The sequence below is a fragment of the Neobacillus sp. SAB-20_R2A genome (assembly GCF_049568635.1).
GTDB lineage: Bacteria > Bacillota > Bacilli > Bacillales > Cytobacillaceae > Neobacillus > Neobacillus citreus.
In genome coordinates, this window is sequence record NZ_CP145895.1 from 5,242,209 (window position 1) to 5,262,902 (window position 20,694).

Annotated in this window: 22 protein-coding genes; 3 read left to right on the forward strand and 19 right to left on the reverse strand. The window is 44.4% G+C overall.

The features are described 5' to 3' along the window. Positions 1-5 precede the first annotated feature (5 nt). Positions 6-1,484 carry a GGDEF domain-containing protein gene (locus tag V5M37_RS25805; protein ID WP_423799739.1) on the forward strand — a complete coding sequence of 493 codons (1,479 nt, stop codon included), beginning with the start codon at positions 6-8 and terminating at the stop codon, positions 1,482-1,484. Positions 1,485-1,523: 39 nt separating this feature from the next. On the opposite strand, the gene V5M37_RS25810 is transcribed toward V5M37_RS25805, so the two are convergent. Continuing rightward, positions 1,524-2,492, reverse strand: coding sequence for a 2-hydroxyacid dehydrogenase (locus V5M37_RS25810; RefSeq protein ID WP_423799740.1), 969 nt, complete (start codon positions 2,490-2,492; stop codon positions 1,524-1,526). A gap of 205 nt (positions 2,493-2,697) precedes the next feature. Here V5M37_RS25810 and V5M37_RS25815 point away from each other — a divergent pair, with 205 nt between their 5' ends. Together V5M37_RS25815 and V5M37_RS25820 are read left to right on the forward strand one after the other, a co-directional pair. Then, a complete protein-coding gene (locus V5M37_RS25815) occupies positions 2,698-3,408 on the forward strand; it encodes a cell wall anchor protein (protein ID WP_423799741.1) in 711 nt (236 codons plus the stop codon). A 3-nt stretch (positions 3,409-3,411) separates the two neighbouring features. Next, positions 3,412-4,044: a class D sortase gene (locus tag V5M37_RS25820; RefSeq protein WP_423799742.1), complete on the forward strand. Its 633-nt coding sequence runs from the start codon at positions 3,412-3,414 to the stop codon at positions 4,042-4,044. A gap of 65 nt (positions 4,045-4,109) precedes the next feature. Here the strand turns inward: V5M37_RS25820 and pgaD are convergent, their stop codons facing one another. The 18 genes from pgaD to fliF all read right to left on the reverse strand — a co-directional run bounded on the left by pgaD (position 4,110) and on the right by fliF (position 20,635). Continuing rightward, the gene (gene pgaD, locus V5M37_RS25825) at positions 4,110-4,478 is read right to left on the reverse strand and encodes a poly-beta-1,6-N-acetyl-D-glucosamine biosynthesis protein PgaD (protein ID WP_423799743.1); all 369 of its coding nucleotides are present in this window, start codon (positions 4,476-4,478) and stop codon (positions 4,110-4,112) included. Between the two features lie 18 nt (positions 4,479-4,496). Next, positions 4,497-5,735, reverse strand: a complete 1,239-nt coding sequence (gene pgaC / locus V5M37_RS25830; RefSeq protein WP_423799744.1) for a poly-beta-1,6-N-acetyl-D-glucosamine synthase — start codon at positions 5,733-5,735, stop codon at positions 4,497-4,499. A gap of 239 nt (positions 5,736-5,974) precedes the next feature. Beyond that, positions 5,975-6,313, reverse strand: coding sequence for a PilZ domain-containing protein (locus tag V5M37_RS25835; protein ID WP_423799745.1), 339 nt, complete (start codon positions 6,311-6,313; stop codon positions 5,975-5,977). Positions 6,314-6,476: 163 nt separating this feature from the next. Then, entirely contained in the window at positions 6,477-7,187 is a 711-nt protein-coding gene (locus tag V5M37_RS25840; protein WP_378585877.1) for a FliA/WhiG family RNA polymerase sigma factor, read from the reverse strand. Positions 7,188-7,217: 30 nt separating this feature from the next. Next, on the reverse strand, positions 7,218-8,204 hold the full coding sequence (locus V5M37_RS25845) for a MinD/ParA family protein (RefSeq protein ID WP_423799746.1): 987 nt from the start codon (positions 8,202-8,204) through the stop codon (positions 7,218-7,220). After that, a complete protein-coding gene (locus V5M37_RS25850; protein ID WP_423799747.1) occupies positions 8,158-9,300 on the reverse strand; it encodes an AAA family ATPase in 1,143 nt (380 codons plus the stop codon). Before V5M37_RS25850 ends, V5M37_RS25845 begins: the two co-directional genes overlap by 47 nt. Then, on the reverse strand, positions 9,300-11,348 hold the full coding sequence (flhA, locus tag V5M37_RS25855) for a flagellar biosynthesis protein FlhA (protein WP_423799748.1): 2,049 nt from the start codon (positions 11,346-11,348) through the stop codon (positions 9,300-9,302). The genes V5M37_RS25850 and flhA overlap by 1 nt, the downstream gene beginning before the upstream one ends. A 17-nt stretch (positions 11,349-11,365) precedes the next feature. Further along, the gene (gene flhB / locus V5M37_RS25860; protein WP_423799749.1) at positions 11,366-12,463 is read right to left on the reverse strand and encodes a flagellar biosynthesis protein FlhB; all 1,098 of its coding nucleotides are present in this window, start codon (positions 12,461-12,463) and stop codon (positions 11,366-11,368) included. Beyond that, a complete protein-coding gene (gene fliR / locus V5M37_RS25865) occupies positions 12,460-13,242 on the reverse strand; it encodes a flagellar biosynthetic protein FliR (protein ID WP_423799750.1) in 783 nt (260 codons plus the stop codon). Before fliR ends, flhB begins: the two co-directional genes overlap by 4 nt. 9 nt (positions 13,243-13,251) lie before the next feature. After that, on the reverse strand, positions 13,252-13,521 hold the full coding sequence (gene fliQ, locus V5M37_RS25870) for a flagellar biosynthesis protein FliQ (protein WP_213117565.1): 270 nt from the start codon (positions 13,519-13,521) through the stop codon (positions 13,252-13,254). Positions 13,522-13,598: 77 nt separating this feature from the next. Beyond that, a complete protein-coding gene (gene fliP, locus V5M37_RS25875; protein ID WP_423799751.1) occupies positions 13,599-14,351 on the reverse strand; it encodes a flagellar type III secretion system pore protein FliP in 753 nt (250 codons plus the stop codon). Between the two features lie 5 nt (positions 14,352-14,356). After that, positions 14,357-14,980 carry a flagellar biosynthetic protein FliO gene (locus V5M37_RS25880; RefSeq protein ID WP_423799752.1) on the reverse strand — a complete coding sequence of 208 codons (624 nt, stop codon included), beginning with the start codon at positions 14,978-14,980 and terminating at the stop codon, positions 14,357-14,359. Positions 14,981-14,991: 11 nt separating this feature from the next. Beyond that, positions 14,992-15,333 carry a flagellar motor switch protein FliN gene (fliN, locus tag V5M37_RS25885; protein WP_423799753.1) on the reverse strand — a complete coding sequence of 114 codons (342 nt, stop codon included), beginning with the start codon at positions 15,331-15,333 and terminating at the stop codon, positions 14,992-14,994. 185 nt (positions 15,334-15,518) lie between these two features. After that, positions 15,519-15,953: a flagellar export protein FliJ gene (gene fliJ, locus V5M37_RS25890; protein ID WP_423799754.1), complete on the reverse strand. Its 435-nt coding sequence runs from the start codon at positions 15,951-15,953 to the stop codon at positions 15,519-15,521. Beyond that, positions 15,950-17,278 carry a flagellar protein export ATPase FliI gene (fliI, locus tag V5M37_RS25895; protein ID WP_423799755.1) on the reverse strand — a complete coding sequence of 443 codons (1,329 nt, stop codon included), beginning with the start codon at positions 17,276-17,278 and terminating at the stop codon, positions 15,950-15,952. The genes fliJ and fliI overlap by 4 nt, the downstream gene beginning before the upstream one ends. Further along, positions 17,256-18,032, reverse strand: coding sequence for a FliH/SctL family protein (locus V5M37_RS25900; protein WP_423799756.1), 777 nt, complete (start codon positions 18,030-18,032; stop codon positions 17,256-17,258). Before V5M37_RS25900 ends, fliI begins: the two co-directional genes overlap by 23 nt. Next, positions 18,022-19,020 carry a flagellar motor switch protein FliG gene (gene fliG / locus V5M37_RS25905; protein ID WP_378585906.1) on the reverse strand — a complete coding sequence of 333 codons (999 nt, stop codon included), beginning with the start codon at positions 19,018-19,020 and terminating at the stop codon, positions 18,022-18,024. The genes V5M37_RS25900 and fliG overlap by 11 nt, the downstream gene beginning before the upstream one ends. A 1-nt stretch (position 19,021) precedes the next feature. Then, the gene (gene fliF, locus V5M37_RS25910; RefSeq protein WP_423799757.1) at positions 19,022-20,635 is read right to left on the reverse strand and encodes a flagellar basal-body MS-ring/collar protein FliF; all 1,614 of its coding nucleotides are present in this window, start codon (positions 20,633-20,635) and stop codon (positions 19,022-19,024) included. Between the last annotated feature and the right edge of the window lie 59 nt (positions 20,636-20,694).

The window sequence follows — 20,694 nt, forward strand, 5'->3', positions numbered from 1 at the left end:
TAGACTTGAAGAAACATACTATAAAACTGCAAAAGAATTCCGTTCCTGACCGCGAGTTCCAACAATCAAACTACGACATCCTCTTTGAGAGATTAAAGCTCGTTTCCTATATGCTCATCTTTACCTATCCATGCTTTTTTATTGTTGACTTTTTCTTTTTGCAAAATCTCAATCAGCCTGCCTTTAAATGGACCCTTAAAGTGGTGCATCTATTTGGTCTGGCCATCTCCCTTGTATTCATCATGCTATACCGGCACAGTAAGCGCCACACGGTTTCCAAAAGCTTCATTGTAAATTCTTATATTTCGCTGTATCTGCTGATTGGAGCCGTGTCATCCATTAACAGCCAGCTGAACACTGGAAACATCTACGCCTATCTGATTATTTTATTTGCGGCTGCGATTATTTTTCCCATCCGGCCAAAGCACATGCTCATGATGATGCTCGGCGCTCATCTCATCTCTATCGCCGGACTGTCCTTTTTGGGAAAAATTAATTATTCTTTCGTGTTAAATCTTGTCAATTCAACCGGTGCCGCCGTAATCGCGTTTACAATTGCTCTAACCTTTTACAGATTTCGAAAAAGTGATTTTTTTAACAAGAGGAAGTTAACCAAAAATGAAGAAAGCTTCCGCCGCTTGTTCCAGCGGAATCCAAATCCTTTGATCCTTATTAATCTGGACAACGAAATCCAGTTGGTCAATCAGCAAGCTATCCACTACTATCAACTGGAGGGAAAAGAATTAGCGGCTCTCGATGCCGGTTTCTTGTTTGGCAATCCCGCTGAAAAACAAGATATTATGAAACGGTTGTATGAGGAGAATAGTGTCAAAAACTACGTGACAGAGCAGCAGCTTGCTCCCGGTCAAAAGAAATGGTCGCTTTTGCATTTTGAGTTGGTGGATTATCATGATGAAACCTGCGTTCTCATTGACACTACCGATATTACCGACATTAAGAAAAAGGAACAGGAGCTTATGGAGCACGCCTCCATCGATGTCCTGACAGGGGTGCGGAACCGCCGCAGCGGAATCGAACTTTTAAGGCATGAGTTAAGTGCCGGCCCCACTGCTCGTGAGTTCATCCTATTCTTCATTGATATTAATGGATTAAAAAAGGTCAATGACCACTTAGGACATGCAATAGGTGACGATTTGATCAGGACATGCTGCGAAACGATTGAACGTCATATCCAGTGCGACGATTTCCTGTTTCGTCTTGGTGGTGACGAATTCATCATTGTATTTTTTGAAAAAGAAATAGCAAATGTCGAGCAGGTTTGGATGAATATCGAGGATGCGTTCAAGAACATTAACGATGCTGGACAGAAGCCGTACAAAATTTCCGCCAGCCATGGGTTTTACCACTATAAGCCGGGTACTCCGGTTACTCTTGATGAAATCCTGGAATTCGCCGATCAGGAGATGTATAAAAATAAATTCAACTATAAGGCGCAAAACAAAAGTGTATATACTTTAGAATAGAGAAAAGGAGGATCCGTGTAAGGTCCTCCTTTTTTCAAATTAATTCCCGACAACGTTCGCTTTTTCCACATTCCCATTTAACACATGAATTAAATTATCAGCCGCCATATGGGCCATCCCCAGTCGCGTTTGGACGCTGGCGCTGCCAATGTGCGGGAGCGTTACTACGTTAGGCAGGGTTAATAAAGGGTTATCGAGCGAAACCGGCTCCTGCTCAAAAACATCGAGCCCGGCACCCCAGATAACGCCGTTTTTCAGGGCATGGTACAAGGCGTCCTCATCGACAATCCCGCCCCTAGCCGTGTTTATTAGAATCGCGTTCTTTTTCATCAGAGCTAATTCTTCACTGCCAATGAGGTGATGCACCTCTGCGCTATATGGAAGCATGAGACAGACAAAATCAGATTGCTGTAGCAAACTCTTGAGGTCAACATACTCGATACCCAACTCTTCCTCTTTTTCCGGCTTTCGCGACCGGCTGTTGTAAAGAACCTTCATATCAAAGCCCTTTGCCCGTTTCACAAGGGCTTCGCCAATCCGTCCCAGGCCGATAATTCCGATAGTAGCGCCGAAAATGTCCTGACCGGTCATCTGCATAAGTGACCATGACCCCCACTTACCGTTATGTAATATGTCCGAAGCCTCCACAACCCTTCGCGCTGTGGCCATCAGTAAGGCAAACGTTAGATCGGCAGTCGTTTCAGTCAAGACACCGGGTGTATAACCCACCTTGACACCCTTTTCAACTGCAGCTTGGACATCAATATGGTTGTAGCCAACCGAGCAGGTGCTGACCATTTTAAGCTTTTTAGCCTGTGCGAAAACCTCTTTGTCGATTGTGTCCGTGATAAAACAATAAAGGCCATCAACTTCTGCTACTTCCTTCAATAAAATCTCCCTTGGGACAGGGGTTTCTTCTTCTCCCCACATTCGTAACTCAAACTGGCCCGAAAGCTTTGCCAATACTTCATCCGGCAGCCTCTTCGTTACATAAACTGTTTTCCTCAAATTTTCACGCCACCTTTCAAGCTAATCCTATTTATTCCATTCTACTCCAAAATAAAATAATCGAACAAATATGAAATGAGGATGGACTTTCGACACCCATCCGCATAAATCTTAGTTCTTACAAAAAATTAATATGGGACAAATGGATTATTATGGCGAAATATGTTAATATTATCATAATGTTTTGTAAAGGAATGATAGGATAATGGTACATAATGTTTGGAAAAAAGGAGCAATTGTTGCGGCTTTAGGACTTTCTTTGTCTGCATTTAGCCCTATTGCATTGACCGAAGCATCTGCTGCTACAACAGACTCCGCTCAAAAATTGGTAGATTCATTGAAGGCATTAGGTTTGAATCAAGTAGACTATTTATATGCTTATCTGCAATCTGTTAATCTTACAGACAGCGAATTCAATGATATTGTGAAGAATGCTGAACAAGCTGCAGCAAAATTACAGTCGGTTTCATCACCTGAAAACCTTTCAAATGCCGACCGTGCAGAGGTTGGCCGTCTATTTTTAGACAGCGCCCAAAAAGCCCATTTACAAGTAGCTTTTGTTGATAAAAATGGCAACGCCATTGATCTCAGCAAGCTTAAACTGGAAGATGCCAAGACTTTAAACATTCAGGTTAAAGACCTTAATGGCAACCTATTAGCCGTGATTGATCCAAAACTATCTGATTTCACTGCATCTGCTTTAAACACGAAGCTTGTTGCACTGAAAACAGCAGTTGAAGCGAAGAAAAGCCTTGAAGCATCTGGTAAGTTTGTTCCAATGCCGGCTTCTCAATTACCAGAAACAGCTACAGATCTTCCATTTGGCATGGCGATTGGCGGTCTCTTAATTGTTTTAGGCGGAATTGCTTTTGTACCTGCTATGAGAACGATCCGCAGAATGGAGAGTCAAGCTTAATCTATGAAATCCTCCAGGAAAAAAAAGAAAAATAGAGTGAAATGGATTTTACTTGGAATTCCCGCATTACTCATCATCGCAGGGGCAGCAACGATTGGATTCTTCGGCTGGGAAATGACAAAGGAAACGGCTCTATTAGCGAAAACCGTCATCAAGCCTTACAAGCCTGAGCAAAACGCCAGGAAATTTAACACGGAGGCATGGTCAACCCTGCCGGAACCGGGTTCAAAATTAGGAGAACTATCCATTTCTTCTCTTAATTTAAGTTATCCTGTTGTTCAAGGAACACATGACAACGAACTGAAAATGGGGGTTGGCCATATGGCGGGAAGTACGCTTCCTGGCCAGGGCGGCCACGTGATTTTAAGCGGCCACCGGGACACTGTTTTTAGAAAACTGGAAAACTTAAAAGTCGGGGATGAAATTACGTTCACGACCCCATACGGCGATTTTATCTACGAAACGACCGAGTTTAAAATCGTCGACGCGGCAGATGAAACCATAGCGGTTCCAACCGATTACGAAACACTAACGTTAACGACGTGCTATCCATTTCATTTTATCGGAAACGCACCACAGCGCTTCATCGTTTTTACAAAACTGAAGACGAATCCACTTGTACAAAGTGCGCATTAATAAAGGAAAAGGACCGTTTCATGAACGGTCCTTTTCTCCAGTTTAACAACTCTATGAAACTAAAATTAACGAACCTCAACATACTTATCATTTTGAACCCGTTCAATCTCTTCCTCGGTTAATTGGAAATAGTAAGCAATCTCATGATTATGGGCAGGCTGAGGAAAAGCCCTCCTATTGAGGGAACCATATTTCCATTTATTATAGGTACTCCACCATAGTAATGACAACGTAATTAATACACTGTACAAAATGGTAAAGTTCACAATAGCGTTAGCATTGGAAATACTCAACCAATAAAATCTTAGACTAAATTCCGAACCAAAGTGGATTATAAAATAATAAAGAAATATTAAAAGAAAAAACCAGCCAAAAATCGTTAATAGAATATCAAAGCACTTTCTTGCTTTAGACCTATTTATATGAATAATCATGGGCTTCTCCTTTCTTCTTTATAAGTGAAGTCCGCGATCTGGACTTTCCCAGGTTGCAAATTCACTTTTATTCTCTTTTAAAATTTTAATTCCTTTAGGCAGTGCCATGATGACTAACAATGCATTGATATGCCAATAAATGATCGGGTACCAAATGCCCCACAACAAATAGGTTAATATCCTTTTCTCGTACCTGCTTTCAATAAAGAGAGCAACCAGAAATTGCAGCAAACAAATAATGGAGAGATAATTTCCAATCCACATGATAGGGATTAAATTATTTTGATGAAAAATAGCTCGGTATAAAAAAATAATAGCCGAAATAAACCAAATAACGGACCATAGGATACTTAACACTTGTTCAATATAGATTGGATAAAGCCTTCTCTGCCGCCAGTCTAAAAAGATGTCCCGATGACGCAAAATAACTTCAATTCCACCCTGTGTCCATCTTAGACGCTGTTTACATATTCCCTTGATTGTCTCGGGGACCAGCATCCAACAAAGTGCCCTTGGTTCATAGCGCACATCCCAAAACCTTCTTTGCAGCTTCCAGGTTACGCCTATATCATCAGTAATTAAATCGGTATCCCACATTCCAGAGTCCAACAATGCTTTTTTGCGAAAGACAACGAAAACACCGGACACGGTCATCACTTTTCCAATTATTCTTTGGGTCCTTTTGATCAACCCAATAATACTGGAATATTCAACTAGTTGAATTTTAGAAAGCAAGCTTGACCGATTTCTGATTCGAGGATTACCGGTTACAGCACCGACCCTCTCCCCATTATGCGGGGTGATAAAATGAGGGATAATATATCTTAGGGAATCCTTATCCAGGATGGCATCACTATCAATGGTTGCAATGAACTCCCCTTTAGAAGCTAAAACGCCCTGTTTTAAGGCATTAGCCTTTCCTTTATTGTCGACAACATTTACGACACGTAGTTTTGGATTCATATGCAATAATGATTTTAGAATTTCAAGTGTTCGATCTTTACTGCCATCATTGATGACGATTACCTCATAATGGGGATAATTCAAATGTGAAGCATAGTTTATGGTTTCTTCAATTGTTTTTTCCTCGTTATAAGCAGGGATTAATAAAGACACAAATGGTAATTCCTCATCACGATAATTTGGAAAATCCTGATTTCGCTCTTTTTTTACAAAATATATTAAACTGCCAATAATCCACACTACTCCCATAGCTAATGGATAATAAAATAGGAAAAGAACTAGTACTGTTTTCAACGTATCACGCCCTAAAAGTAGGTAATTTTCAATAGATATAGTACAATGGATATGGATAAAGACCCTTCCGTATAGTTCTATCGACATATTTCTACTTATTATTATAGAAAATTACCTATATAAGAGCAATTCACAAATTTCGACACGTTTCTACGTCATCTCTTATTTTTTAAGCAAGTTTAACGCAATAAAGCGCCGGGTCAGGAACCCGGCGCTTTATTGCGTTGATGGCGTGGGAGTTAGGCCCCTAGCAGTTTGTTCAGGTAGGAACGTGTGGTTTCAGGTGTGTTGAAGTGGACGCCGTATTGGTATAGCTCGTTTGACAGTTCTTCTTTCCAGATGACAGTTCCCGGGAGGAGGATTTTGTCTTCTAATACATCTGAGTTAAGGGAGTAAATGACTTCTTGGTCATTCCTTAAGTATAAGTTTGAAATAAACCTTAACCCTCCTGGGCCTACGTTCTCGACGATGACGATGACATTTTCCAAATTTGCTTCAACATTAATAAGAGTCAGTTCAGATTCCAACGGAAAATGGATGTTGACCCTGAAATCCTTCTCTTTCGTTTTTAAAGCCATTGTAACCTAATCCCCTTATTTACGATTTTTATATGAAATGAATAATACTATTAACGACCGTTTTTCATCCGGCGTTGAGTCTTTTATCCTATTTTTTATATAAAAATCGATGCATGGGGACGGTTCTTGTGCCTCAACGAGGCACAAGAACCGTCCCCATGCATCAGTTATACTCCTTTTCAAAAGCTAGTTTTAGCTTTTTTATTATTCTTAAGTGGAGTTGGGAGATTCGTGATTTGTGTAGGCCGAGGATTCTGCCAACTTCGCTCATGCTTAAGTTTTCTTCGTAAATAAGGGACATGATTATTTTTTCCTTTTCGGGCAGCTCATCGATGAGGGAGGAGAGGATTTGGCTGCGCTCTTTCTCTTCTACCTGCTTTGCCTGGTCAACAACGGAATCATCGGAAAGAAAATCCCTTTTGAGAACAGTTTCCTCCCCACTCTCAACCGGCTCATCCAAAGAGGCTTGTTTTTCAAAAGAAGCCTGCGTAAGTATATCCTTGCACTCTTTCACACTCATCTTTAGAAATTCGCTGACTTCTTTTAGGGTTGGCTGCCTGAACAGCGTTTGTTCTAATGTTTCGAAGGCTTTCATAACTTCTCTTTCTTTTTTCCGCAATGTCCGTGACAGCGGGTCGTTTCGGCGCAGTCCGTCATAAATTTCGCCGCGAATTCGCTGGGTCGCATAAGTTTCAAACTTGATATTGTCACGCTGGCTGTATTTCCGGAAAGCATCTAATAGACCCATCATTCCAAACGAAACAAGCTCATCTTCCTCAACATGGCGGGGCAGGCTTCTTTTCATAGCTTTGACGATTTTATAAACCAATGGCAGATAGCGATTAAATAACTCTTCTTCATGCTGCTGCTTCAACGGTACCTCCTCCTCTCCCCTAGATACTGTTTACTTTTTTACCACAAATTGAGACATCTTTTGGATAAACCCTTTGATTCCGGTGGCGCCCTGGCATTTGCCGGCGTCTCCATGCAAATAAATATTTACCATGTCCTTCATCCACTTAGCCGCTTGCGACTTCGGATAGTTCAAGTAAAATGGCGTCTGCTCAAGAACGGATTGAAATACAAGTGAATCATTCGGCATAAACCCAAGAATCTCAATCTCTTTATTTAAAAATCGTCTCGTCACTGTCCGTACCCTGCCAGCAATCTCGATTCCTTCCTTGGAATTGACGACACGGTTGACCACTAACCGAACGTTGAGACTTGCGTCCTGGTTATGCAGAATTTTAATCACTGAATAAGCGTCTGTAATGGCAGTAGGTTCCGGCGTGGTCACTAGGATAATTTCATCCGCCGCCAGATGGCAGCGCTGCGACTCCTTGGAAAGACCCGCTCCTGTATCAAACAGGATAATGTCGGCATACCCCTGCAGCCTTCCAAGTTCGGCAAATAAATAATCGGCATTATCATGGCTTAAATCCAAAATTCCCTCAAAACCGCTCCCGCCGGAAATCAGTTCTAGTCCGTTCGGGCCTTTTTCAAGGACATCCCAGATGGTCTTTTTCTCCTTCACCATATCGATGAGATGGTGCCTCGGGGTCATTCCCAGTAAAATTTCAAGATTCGCCATGCCAATATCGAAATCAATTAGGACCACCTTTTGTCCGGATTCGCTCAGGCTGAGGGCAAAGTTTAATGCAAAATTAGATTTGCCGACCCCGCCCTTGCCGCTGGTGACGGATATGACCTTTGTTGCTTTTTCGTGTTGTGGAACTGCATCTGTTATTGGAGTTATTTCGCGCCGGGCGGAAATTGCCGTTTCGGATGCTGCTCCATCACGGGCCTTTATCGCCGCTTCAGCAGCTGGTTTCTGCTCCCTGCCATTAAAACGCTGATACAATTCTCTCAGTCTCTGCGCCTGATCCTGCACGTTCATCTACTCCCATTATCTTTTTCGCCATATATTGCGCCTTTGCCAGCATGATGTCCTCGGGAACCCCCTGACCCAAACAAAGGAAAGATAAAGGGTAGGGGTAGTGATAAACCAAATTTAAGGCCGCCCCGAAACAGGTGCTTTCATCCCACTTCGTCAGGATGATCTTGTCGATTTGCAGCGATTTCATCTTTTCCACAATCTGCTTCATATCTTTCCATCTAGTGGTCATGCTGAGCACAAGGTGGTTTTCCTGCTTGGACGCTTTGGAGAGAAGCTCCTTCATTTCCTCGATATATTGCTCCTCCAGATAATTTCTGCCTGCTGAGTCCATAAAAATCATCTGGCAATGTTCTAGACGCTCCATTGCAAGCTTCACGTGTTCTGGACTATCAGCGACCTCAATCGGCACATTTAAGATATTTGCGTAGGTCCGCAGCTGCTCCACTGCCGCAATCCGAAACGTATCTGCGGTTAAAAGGCCGACTTTGTTGCGCTGATATAACACCTGCCTGGAAGCGAGCTTCGCAATCGTTGTCGTTTTGCCAACCCCTGTCGGGCCGATCAGCGTAATCATGTTGACCTCAGAATCCAACCCTTCCGACGCGATACCGTCCTGAAACAGTCCCGTTATGGCATCTTGGACCATTTCCCCCACTTGTTGTTCGGTTAGTTCCTCTAACGAAGAGGATTGTGTGATGATTTTCTTTTCAATAAAACGGATGACTTCCTCGTCAACCTCCTGCTCCTCTAACTTGGCAAGCCATTTCCGAAGCTTTTGGCCCGATTGTTTAGACTCCACAAGTGCTTCATTTTTCGAAAAATTCTCCAGCAGCTTCTCCACATTCTCCAACCGTTTCAGCACTTCCGATTCTTCCGCTTGCGGCTGTTTTGGCACCGGCAGCTCCTCAGCCTTCTTCTCTGCCACCTCCGAAGCCGCAATCACTTCTAACTGCTTTCGTTGAAAAAGACCGAAAAACCCGCCCGTTTTGATTTCCTTCGTGTTTAGAATGACGGCATTCTCTCCCAGCTCCTGGCGAATCAGCTGGATCGCCTGCGGCAGGGAATCGACTATATATCTCTTAATCTTCATTAGGCAACCACTCCAGCATGTTGAAAATGAACGACACCAATATTTTGCACTTCAACATCAGATTCCAGCTCGTTAAACGATATAACGGGCATATCGGCATTAATCCGCTCGACAATTTGTTTGAGATACATCCGGATCGCCGGGGAAGTCAAGATGATTGGCTGAATACCCACGTTAACCACCTGTTGTACAGTATCATTAATGGCATGAACAAGCTGCTGAATCGTTTGTGGGTCCAGCGTCAAATACACGCCTTGCTCCGTTTCCTGAACATTCTCGGAAATCACCTTTTCCACATTGGCATTCACCGTAATTACTTGAATCATTTTATTGACGGCCAATTGGCTGGTAATTTGCCGTGCGAGTCCTTGTCTCACATATTCGGCCAAAAAGTCCGGATTTTTTGTGAAAACGGCCCAGTCGGCAAGCGTCTCAAGAATAACCGGCAGGTTCCGGATGGAGATTTTTTCTTTTAACAGCTTTTGCAAAACCTTTTGAACTTGTCCGACCGATAACAGCTGCGGAACCAATTCCTCCACCAAGGATGGGTAATGTTCCTTCGCCTTATCAAGCAGCTGCTTTGTCTCTTCTCTTCCCAAAATTTCGTGGGCATACCGCTTGATTGTTTCCGCGAGATGGGTAGTAATAACGGATGCAGCATCGACAACAGTAAATCCGAAAATCTCCGCTTTCTTCTTCATCTCCTCCTGAATCCATAAAGCCGGCAGACCAAACGTCGGCTCGGTCGTTTCAATTCCCATAATGTCATGGTCCTCATCCTCTGGCGACAGCATCAGGTAATGGTTTAGAAAAATTTCCCCTCTAGCAATCTCGTTTCCTTTTAATTTGATGACATACTCATTGGACTCCAAATTGACATTATCGCGAATCCGAATAATCGGAATGACCAGCCCCAATTCCAATGCGACCTGCTTACGAATCGCAATCACGCGATCCAAAATGTCCCCTCCCTGGGAGGTGTCGGCTAATGGAATCAATCCTAAGCCAAACTCAAATTCAAGTGAATCGACATGAAGAAGGTTAAGCACATTCTCCGGACTATTTTCTTCCGCAGGAGGAGTATCACTGATCTCCTCCTGCGCTTCTTCCTCTTTTTCCTTCGCTTTTTGCATTTTATAAGCAGCAAACGCAAGCAAACCGGCAATGCTCCAGGTCAACAAGATACCGATTGGCGTCACCAGACCGAATAAGGCGATACAACCGGCTACCACATAAATCAGCTTCGGATAGGCAAATAGCTGGCGGGTCAAGTCATCGCCAAGGTTGCCATCGGAGGCAGCGCGGGTGACGATAATACCGGTCGCCGTCGAAATAAGCAGCGCCGGAATCTGGCTGACAAGCCCGTCCCCGACAGAAAGCAGGGTAAACGTGCTGGCGGCCTGGGAAAAATCCATTCCCATCATCGTCATCCCGATGATGAAACCGCCGATGACGTTGATAAACAAAATAATGATTCCAGCGATGGCGTCCCCTTTAACGAATTTGCTGGCACCGTCCATGGCCCCGTAGAAATCCGCTTCATGGCCGACCTTCTCCCGTCTGGCCCGGGCATCCTTCTCGTTGATGAGTCCGGCGTTTAAATCGGCATCAATGCTCATCTGCTTTCCCGGCATCGCATCCAAGGTAAAGCGCGCCGCTACCTCTGCTACCCGCTCGGAGCCTTTCGTAATAACGAGGAACTGGATAATAATCAGAATTAAAAAGATGATAAAACCGATCACAGGATTCCCGCCGATGACGAACTCTCCGAAGGTAGCGACAACTTGGCCTGCATGCCCATGTGACAAGATAGCCCTAGTTGTCGATACATTCAACGCCAAGCGAAAAAGAGTCGTGATCAGTAAGAGAGAAGGAAAAATAGAGAAATCTAAAGGCTCTTTGGTATTCATTCCTACTAATAAAATCGTGATCGATAACGAGATATTGATAATAAGCAAAATATCTAAGAGAAATGGCGGCAATGGAATGACCATCATAACGACAATCAGCAATACCGCAAGCAGCACGGAAATATCTTTAAATTTCATCTCTTCACCTTCCTTCTTCAGAATTTTCTTTTTAATCGATACACATAGGCGAGAATCTCCGCCACCGCTTTAAATAAGTCCTCCGGGATTTCCTCGCCGATTTCCACGTTTGCATATAACGCCCGGGCCAACGGCCTGTTCTCTGTCATGATAACGCCATTTTCTTTAGCGATTTCTTTGATTTTCTGCGCCATGAAATCGACACCCTTGGCCACGACTATCGGGGCCGATGCTTTTGCAGCATCATAGGAAATCGCAATCGCATAGTGAGTCGGGTTGGTGATGACGACATCCGCAGTTGGTACGTCTTGAATCATCCGGTTCATCGACATCTCCCGCTGCAACTCTCTGATTTTCCCTTTTACTAACGGGTCCCCTTCACTCTTTTTATGCTCATCCTTGATTTCCTTAATCGACATTCGCAGCTTCTTTTCATGGTCATATTTTTGAAAAATAAAATCGGCCACTCCGATGACGACATATAAAATGGAAGTAATCAGCCCTAGTTTGATGATGAAGGTAAACAGATAGGAAATCATTTGTGCGGCTCCCATTTGCGAAAGCTGCAGGATGGTTCCTATTTCTTTTTTTAAAAGCCAGTAGGAAACGCCACCAATCAAGGTAATTTTCAGGATATTTTTCAGCAGCTCCACCAACGAGCGCATCGAAAAAATGCGTTTCGCCCCTTCGACGGGGTTTAATTTTTTCAAATTGAATTTAAGGTTTTCCGTTGTAAACAAAAACCCGATTTGGATGTAGTTTGAAAATAATGCCGCTACGAACGAGACGAGCAACACCGGCAAGACGATTTTAAAACAAAGCATGGTCAGGTCTGCGAATAGCTTATGGATGCCAGCAGGTGACAGCTCTCCTATTAAATAGGAAGAAAAAAGTTCGCGGAACAGAAAAAGCAGCTGAGTCCCTAGATATTTTCCGTAAATAAGAAGAAATATGAAAAAGGCAGCAAGCATCAAAGACGAAGAAAGCTCCATACTTTTGGCCACTTGACCTTTATTTCTCGCTTCCCTTCTTTTTTGCGGGGTCGCTTTTTCCGTTTTTTCCTCTGAGAAAAATTGCAAATCTATTGTCAGGTAAAATGAACCCTTGGCCTTCATGATGACGCCCCCATAATGCGAATCATCTGGCTGAGTGATTCCACCATTTCTGAACACAACGTATTGAGCAATAGGAAAAAGCTCGGCAATGCCATAAGCATGACAAGAAAATGAACCCCTATTTTCACGGAAAATCCGACCACCATTAGATTGATTTGCGGGGACGTTTTCCCGATGATCCCTAACACCAAATCCACCAAAAATAACGTAAACACGATGGGCGCCGCCAGTAAAAAGGCAATCACAAACGAGCTTTTGAAAGTTTCCAGCATAAACGTTGAGATTCTTCCGTCCGTAAAGGCAGGCACAAGCGCATCTACCGGAATCCAGCGGTAGCTTTCCAATACTCCTTGGAGCAGCAGGTGATGGCCATTCATCGACAGGAGAAACAGGGTCGCCATTACATTTTTCAGCCTGCCCGTTAAGTTGGCATTTGTACCCGATTGCGGATCAAAGACCGCGCCCATTGAAAAGCCCGCCTGCAGGTCAATCAGGGTGCCTGCCAATTGGATGGCGTAAAAGAGAATCGATGCGATGAAGCCGAGCCCCAAACCTACTAAACTTTCTTTAATAAGCAGCACGATATAGCCGCCTGTAAAAGCCAGTGGTGCATGTGACGGCTCCACGGAAATGAATACAATGACGGCCATGAAAAACGACAAGCCAATCTTAAAGGGTGCCGGAATTGTTCTCATCATAAACACCGGTACAGTGATGAAAAAACAGCTAATCCGCGCCAGGATAAGCAGGAAGTCGGGAATTTGATTCAACCATTCCATGCTGCAGCACTACCCTGTAAAATGGGACAGATTGCCCAAGATATTTTGCGTAAAGTCCAATAGATGCTGGAGCATCCACGGACCGAACAGGAGCAACCCGACAAACACTGCGATGATTTTTGGAACAAACACTAGAGTTTGCTCCTGAATCTGGGTTACCGACTGAAAAATGCTGATGACAAGGCCGACCACCAACGCGATTCCCAAAACCGGTGCAGCAACTAATAGAGTGGTATAAACGCTTTGCCTGGATACTTCGAAGACCATTTCCGGTGTCATGATGATGAAAACCTCCGTTACTTGAGGGGTCAGACCCCCGGTACTTTAATGCGGTGAACCAGCGGGGGTCTGACCCCCTAAAAGCTAGTAAGCAAGGATTTGACGATCAGATGCCAGCCGTCCACCAGGATAAATAATAGAATTTTAAATGGCAGTGAGATGAGGACGGGCGGGAGCATCATCATGCCCATCGCCATTAAAATGCTGGATACGATCATATCAATGATTAAAAAAGGCAGAAAGATCATGAAGCCCATTTGAAAGGCTGTTTTCAACTCGCTGATGGCGAACGCCGGCACTAGGACGTGCAAAGGAATATCTTGAACCGTTTTCGGTTTTTCCGATTTTGTATAATCCAAAAAGAGATTCAAATCCTTTTCTCTCGTTTGTTTTGCCATAAATTCCTTTAGCGGTTTGCTGGCGGTATCAAATGCCTGCTCCTGTGTGATTTTTCCATCCATCAACGGCTGCAAAGCATGCTGGTTGATATCCGAAAAAATCGGTCCCATCACAAACATCGTCAGAAACAGTGCCAGACCAACTATGACTTGGTTGGGCGGCATTTGCTGCGTACCAAGGGAAGTGCGGACAAACGACAGCACAATCACAATCCTCGTAAACGACGTCATCAGCAGCAAAATGGCCGGGGCCACCGAAAGAACCGTTAATAAGAGAATGATTTTAATCGACGAGGCCACTGCCTGGGGCTCGGATGATGTATTAATCCCAGGAATAGGGGAATTGAGAGCAGCAAAGCTGACATCTTGAAAAAGAAATAAGAAAATTGGTATGAAAATGAGAATTTTTTTTGCCAACTGAATCTCCGCCATTTTGTCTAGTCTTTTAGTTTGTTAATTGGAATACTCTTTTGGTTAACTTGATTGATTTGGGACAGCAGGGTTTGCTCCCAGTCTTCCGTCTGTTGGGATTGTTTCTCAGCCCCTTTTTTAAAAAACTTTCTAATGTTAATGGGCTGTTTTTTTTGCTCAGTCTGTTCTACAAGTGATTGCATGATAAGGTCCTGTTCCTCACCTGGTTCGATTGTCTGCAGGAGGCGGACCTCGTTTCCGATGCCTAAAATGTACAAGGTTTTCCCAATCATGACCATTTGCAGGGACTTGCTGCCGCCTAATGGGTATCCGCCCAGCGAATGGATGGGGCCTTGCGATAATATTGGTTTCGATTTCGATTTTAAAAATTTCAAGCATAACAGCAGCAAAATGATGATCGCTGCAAATGAAAATATAAATTTGATAAAAGATGGGACAAGGGACGGCTGTTCCGGCATTGTGGCCGAAGGGTTCCCTTGTACGGTTTTAGTTTGCTGATCCTTGGAATAGGCATCATAAACGGTACCGCTGCCTGCTCCGAACGCGACTTGATGACTATTAAATGAAGAAAAGAGGAATACAATTGCAAAGGCAAGGCTGATTTTTTTTAAAAAAGGAACTATCCGCAACTGGTTCACCTCTAATCGTGCATTCTTTCTTCACGTTCCTGCTTGGAAACGATATCGGTAATTCGGATGGCAAACTTCTCATCGACGACCACTACCTCGGCCTCAGCAACGGCGGATCCGTTGATTACCACATCTACATGCTCCCCGGCCAGCTTGTCTACCGGAATAATCACGCCTGGTTTAATCTTGAGGATATCCTTCACCTTCATATGGGTCTTGCCGAGCTCGACAATCAGCTGCAGGTTAACGTCATCGATCGAATAGAGTTCATTTCCTGAACCCGATGGCTTTGTTTCATCAAAAAGAGGGGCAAATTGGACTGCTTTGATCTGTTTGATTGGTTTTTCGCTCATTGGATTGCACTCCCTCTTGGGTTTTTAGACTGTTTTCGTGATTCATGTTCCTTAAAGTGGTGGTTTTTTATGTAAAATTACACTCTATCGGCGAATTTTCGGGTTCTATCGGCGAATTCAACGATTCTATCGGCGAATTTTCTAGTTTTATCGGCGAATTGAACAGTTCTATCGGCGAATCGAAATCATCTATTGTGAAAATACCGAATAACCGCCATCTCATCTAACATATTTTGCTCGTCCCGTTTCACTTTCTCAGAATATTCATCAAAGGACTTTTCACGCCAGGTTGACCAAACCTTTTCTTCCTGATTTTTCGATAGCAGCAGCTGGTTTTTTAGATTGAAATCCCTTGTCAAATCCGCTACCTTTCTCTTAACCCTCTCTATTTGCTTATCCAAAAAATATAGGTATTGGTCTCTTTCCAGCATTTCCGTCACTCGAAGTGAAGTTTTTTGCTCGAAATCTCGTAAATAACTTTCTTTCCGTTCCACAAGCTCAAGCAGTTCTCCCTCGGCGATTTCCTTCTTTTTCCGAGCCATATTCATCTCATTTAGAGCCGATTCCTTTTCTTTTTCCTTCATATTTAATATCTTTTCAAACCGAAATTGGAAACTCATCTAGCCATTCCTCCAAATTGTTGAATCATCGCCGCGACTGCATCATCTAAATGAGAGGTTTCATTGACGCCCTGCTTCAAAAAGCTGTCTATCCAAACCTTGTACTTAATGGATAAATCAATTTCGGCATTCGTTCCTTGTTTATAGGCGCCGATTTTAATTAAATCCTCTGCTTCTTTATATATGGCCATATGCTGCTTCAGGATTTCCGCACTCCGAAGATGCTCCGGGTCCCCGATATCCTTCATTACCCGGCTGACACTGTTCAGCACATTAATCGACGGGAAGTGTCCCTGCTGCGCAAGCTTTCGGTCTAACACAATATGTCCATCGAGGATTCCTCTAGCCGTATCAGCAATCGGCTCATTCATGTCATCGCCGTCCACCAACACTGTGTAAAAAGCAGTGATTTCCCCGCGCGGTCCGGTTCCAGCCCGTTCCAAAAGCTTCGGCAGCATTGCAAAGACTGATGGGGTATATCCTTTTGTAGTCGGCGGTTCCCCGATAGCCAAGCCGATTTCCCGCTGCGCCATCGCATAACGGGTAACCGAATCAAGCATCAGGTTGACACTCAACCCCTGGTCCCGAAAAAATTCTGCAATCGTTGTAGCGATGATGGCGCCCTTTATTCTCACCAAGGCTGGCTGGTCGCTAGTGGCCACAACCACGACCGATTTTTCCAAACCCTTCTTACCAAGGTCCCGTTCGATAAAATCAAGCACCTCCCGGCCCCGTTCGCCGATCAGGCCGATGACATTGACATCCGCGCTAGTGTTCCGGGCAATCATCCCGAGCAAGGTACTTTTTCCAACGCCGCTTCCGGCAAAAATGCCGACTCGCTGGCCTTTCCCAACCGTGAGCAGTCCGTCAATCGCGCGGACCCCGACATTCAAAGGCGTATGTATTCTCGGCCGCTTTAACGGATTTGGAGGATTATTGTTGGTGTCGACCTCGACCAAACCGGACGGAAGCGGACTTTCATCCATTGGCTTGCCTAAACCGTCCAACACCTTTCCTAATAATTCCATGCCCACTTTGACGGTAAGCGGCTTCCCTGTTGAGACTACTTCACAACCAGGACCGATGGAAACAAGTTCCCCCAATGGCATTAGCAGAACCCGGTTTCCTTTGAAGCCTACGACTTCTGCTTCTAACGGCTTCTCAGATGAAGACGGATAAATAAGGCAGACATCGCCCAGCTTTACATCAGGCCCCTGCGATTCAATCGTCAAGCCAATGACTTGGGTGACTTTTCCGTTAAACTTAATCGGGTTGATGGTCTGCAGCGTTTGCAAATATTTTTCAATTTTCAAGAGCTTGTTCATACGTATCATCCCTCAGCGTTTTCAGGAGTGCCTGTTTGATTTCCTTCAGCTGGACATCTATCCGGGCATCGATGCTTCCGTACGAGGTGCGGATCACGCAGCCGCCTTCTTCAATCGAATGTTCCGGCAAGATTTTCACCTCTATCTGCCCTTCCACAGATTCTAGGATTTGCTGGCGCTGGTTTTGCACAAACTCATAATCATCTGGACTGACACAAATCGAAATCGACGATCGTTCGTTCGAATACAGTAGGCTCTGCTTGATCAGATGAAGAAGCACCTCCGGGTTTGTTGCCAATTCCTTATGGATTACCTTGGCCGCAGTTTGAATGGATAAATCAATGACAAACGGCTCGGACTCCTTAATAATGGCCTTTTTCTCTTCATACGCTTTTTCGAGCACTTCCTGGGCCAGCTCGATTCTACCAGTGTAGTCGTGATGGGCTTGCTGTAGGCCTTCGCCATAGCCTTGCTGGAATCCCTTCTGCTTGATTTCCTCCAGCTGCGCCATCACTTTTTCCTGCTCTAAAAACTTCCACTTCTCCAGCTCTTCGGCCGCTTGTTCTTTTTCCATTGCCGCCTTCATTTGGGCTTGGAGGACGATTTCCGCCGCCTGCTGTTCTGCTTCCTGCAGGACTTCCTCGGCGCTTTGGTCCGAATGTGGAAAATAGGAATCCTTCCCTTTATGTAAAGATAAGTATTTCGTTTCAATGACGGGCGAGATGAATGTAGCTTTAAAAAGATTAGATGACAATTTCCTCCACCCCTCGCTCTATGATGATGGAGCCTTCTTCTTCGAGCCTGCGAATGATGCGGACAATCCGTCCCTGCGCTTCCTCCGCTTCCTTTAAGCGGACAGGACGGTCGAATTGGCTTTGTTCCTCGAGCGCCTCCGCACGTCGTTTGGAGATATTTTTAAAAATAGCCTCTTTGAGGTCTTCGCTGGCAATTTTCAATGCCAAGTATAAGTCTTCACCGTCCACATCCCGTAAAATCCGTTGAATCGAATGATTATCGAGTAAGGCGATATCTTCAAAGACGAACATTTTGCCTTTGATTTCTTCGGCGAGACCCGCATTTTGCCTGCTCAACGATTCTAAAATATGCTTTTCCGTGCTTCGGTCCACCCCGGTCAGGATATTGACAATATTGTCAATCCCGTTGTTGACTGAATAATCCTGCGAAGTCGTCGTCGACAGTTTTTCCTGCAGCACTTCCTCTACCTGCCGAACCACTTCAGGCGAAACCGTGTCCATCAAGGCAATTTTTGTGGCGATTTCCGCTTGCTTTTCCGGTGAAAAAGAAGACAAAATCGCTGAGGCCTTTTTCGGCTCCAAATAAGAAAGAACGAGTGCGATGGTTTGGGAATTTTCATATTGCAAAAGGTTGAGGATTTGAACTGGCTCCGCCTTTTGCGCAAAGTAAAAGGGCTTCTTTCGATTCTTTTCGGAGGAGCGGTTCAGCATCTCCTTCGCCTTTTCTTCGCCAAAGGAGAGTGCGAGCACATCCTTGGCAAAGTGCTCACCACCTGTCGAAACGACCTTCCGCTCAGATGCCATTTGGTAAAATTCTCTGAGCACATCTTCCTTCACCTTGGCATCGATCCATTGAAGATGGGCAATCTCCTTTGTAATCAATTCCACTTCGTCTTCCTTCAGCTGTTTCAAAATTGCTGAAGACCCCTCTTTCCCCAAAGCAACCAAAAGGATCGCAACTTTTTGAATTCCCGTTAACTTCCGCATGTTATCCCTCCTTTTCTTCCTTTAACCAGTACCTTAACAGGTCGACAAATTCATCCGTATTTTTACCAGCCAATTGATTTAATTCGTTTTGCACTGATTCCTTTTTGTTAATGATAGGCTCAAAATCGGTAAGCTTTTTCATTTCTAAAAATTCTGAGGCTGACTCCATGTCCTCTTTCTTTCTCCTTCTAAGCAGGGCGGCAAGAATTAAACCACCGACCAAAAGGAGACCTAATGCTGCTGCTCCAATCCAGATATAATTCATATAAGTTTCCTTTTGACTTAAATCCGTCTTGGCAGGTGTTAAATCCTTTTTACCAGCAAATTCTCTTGGGAATACGGTGATGCGGTTGTTAATATCAGCATCTGTTAGCCCTTTATTGTCCTTTATCGCTGTGCGTACTACGTTGGCAATAATATTTCGGATATTATCCTGTGTATCTGCTGTTAAGGATGACGGAACTTTCGGATTCGGCGGTTCCACACCGACGTTAATGGTCAAATCGTCAATCGTATACGGACTTTCGACCATTTCCTTTGTAATCCGGTTGAATTCATAGTTGACGCGATTAACTTTTTCCTGGTAGTCATTTTTTCCGCCGCTGCCTTCAGCCGCATAGGCAGGCACATCGCCTTCACCGGTGCCGTCTACACCGCTCGGAACGGCCCCCTCGCCACTGTAGGATTTCGTGACCTCTTCAACACTAACGGCCATTCCCTTATCGGAATTCGGGAGCGGTTCGACTAAGTTTTGCTGCGTCTTCACCTGGTCGAAATTCAGCTTCACAAAGGTCTGGACCAGCACCTTATCCTGCCCAAGCATCGTGCCGAGCATCTGCTGGATGCTGCGCTGAATGTCTGCCTCTACCTTTTGCTTGATCTCCCGTTGGCTTTCATAGCTGTCTACCCCGGCAAAGGCATTATCGCCTGACTGCGGCAAGGAAAGAAGCTGGCCATTTTCATCGGTGATGACGATGTTTTCTTCAGGCAGATTCGGAATGCTCTTCGATGCCAAATGGTATAGAGCTTTAATCTGCTGTTTTTCCAATTGATAGCCTGGCTCGAGGTCAACAATAATCGATGCACTGGCTTTCCCTTCTTCCTCCGGCCGAATAAACACGCTGTCCTTTGGAAGAGTAATCATGACCTCCGCATTTTTGACGCCGTTGATTTTCGTCATCAAATTGGCCAGCTGCCCTTGAATGACCTCTCTCTCGATGGCATCAAGTTCGCGATCGGTGACGCCGAATTTCAAATCCTTGGTCTGTTCTGAAAAACTAATCGGACCGCTTTTTGGAAACCCTTCTGCCGCCAAGTTGACGATCAGATCTGCAGATTGCTCTTTCGGAACGAGAATTTGCGTGCCATTGTTGGTCACTTCTATGTCCGTAACCCCCTGCTTTTCCAAGACGGCCTTAATCTCGCCAATTTCTTTTTGACTCAAACTATTGGCATACAAAGGAACAAGGCTGGGCTTGGAAAAATAAAAAATACCAAAGCTGAGCAGGGCCACTAGTAAAATAAACGTCCCGATATATAATGTTTTATTTTTCTTGCTCGCGTTTTTCCAAAACTGCGAGAGTTTTTCCTTGAAATCATTTAATTTCTGATTCATAAGCCCTCCGCTATGCTAGCCAAGAATCGGCTGCACCTTTAAAACCTGCATTCTTCACA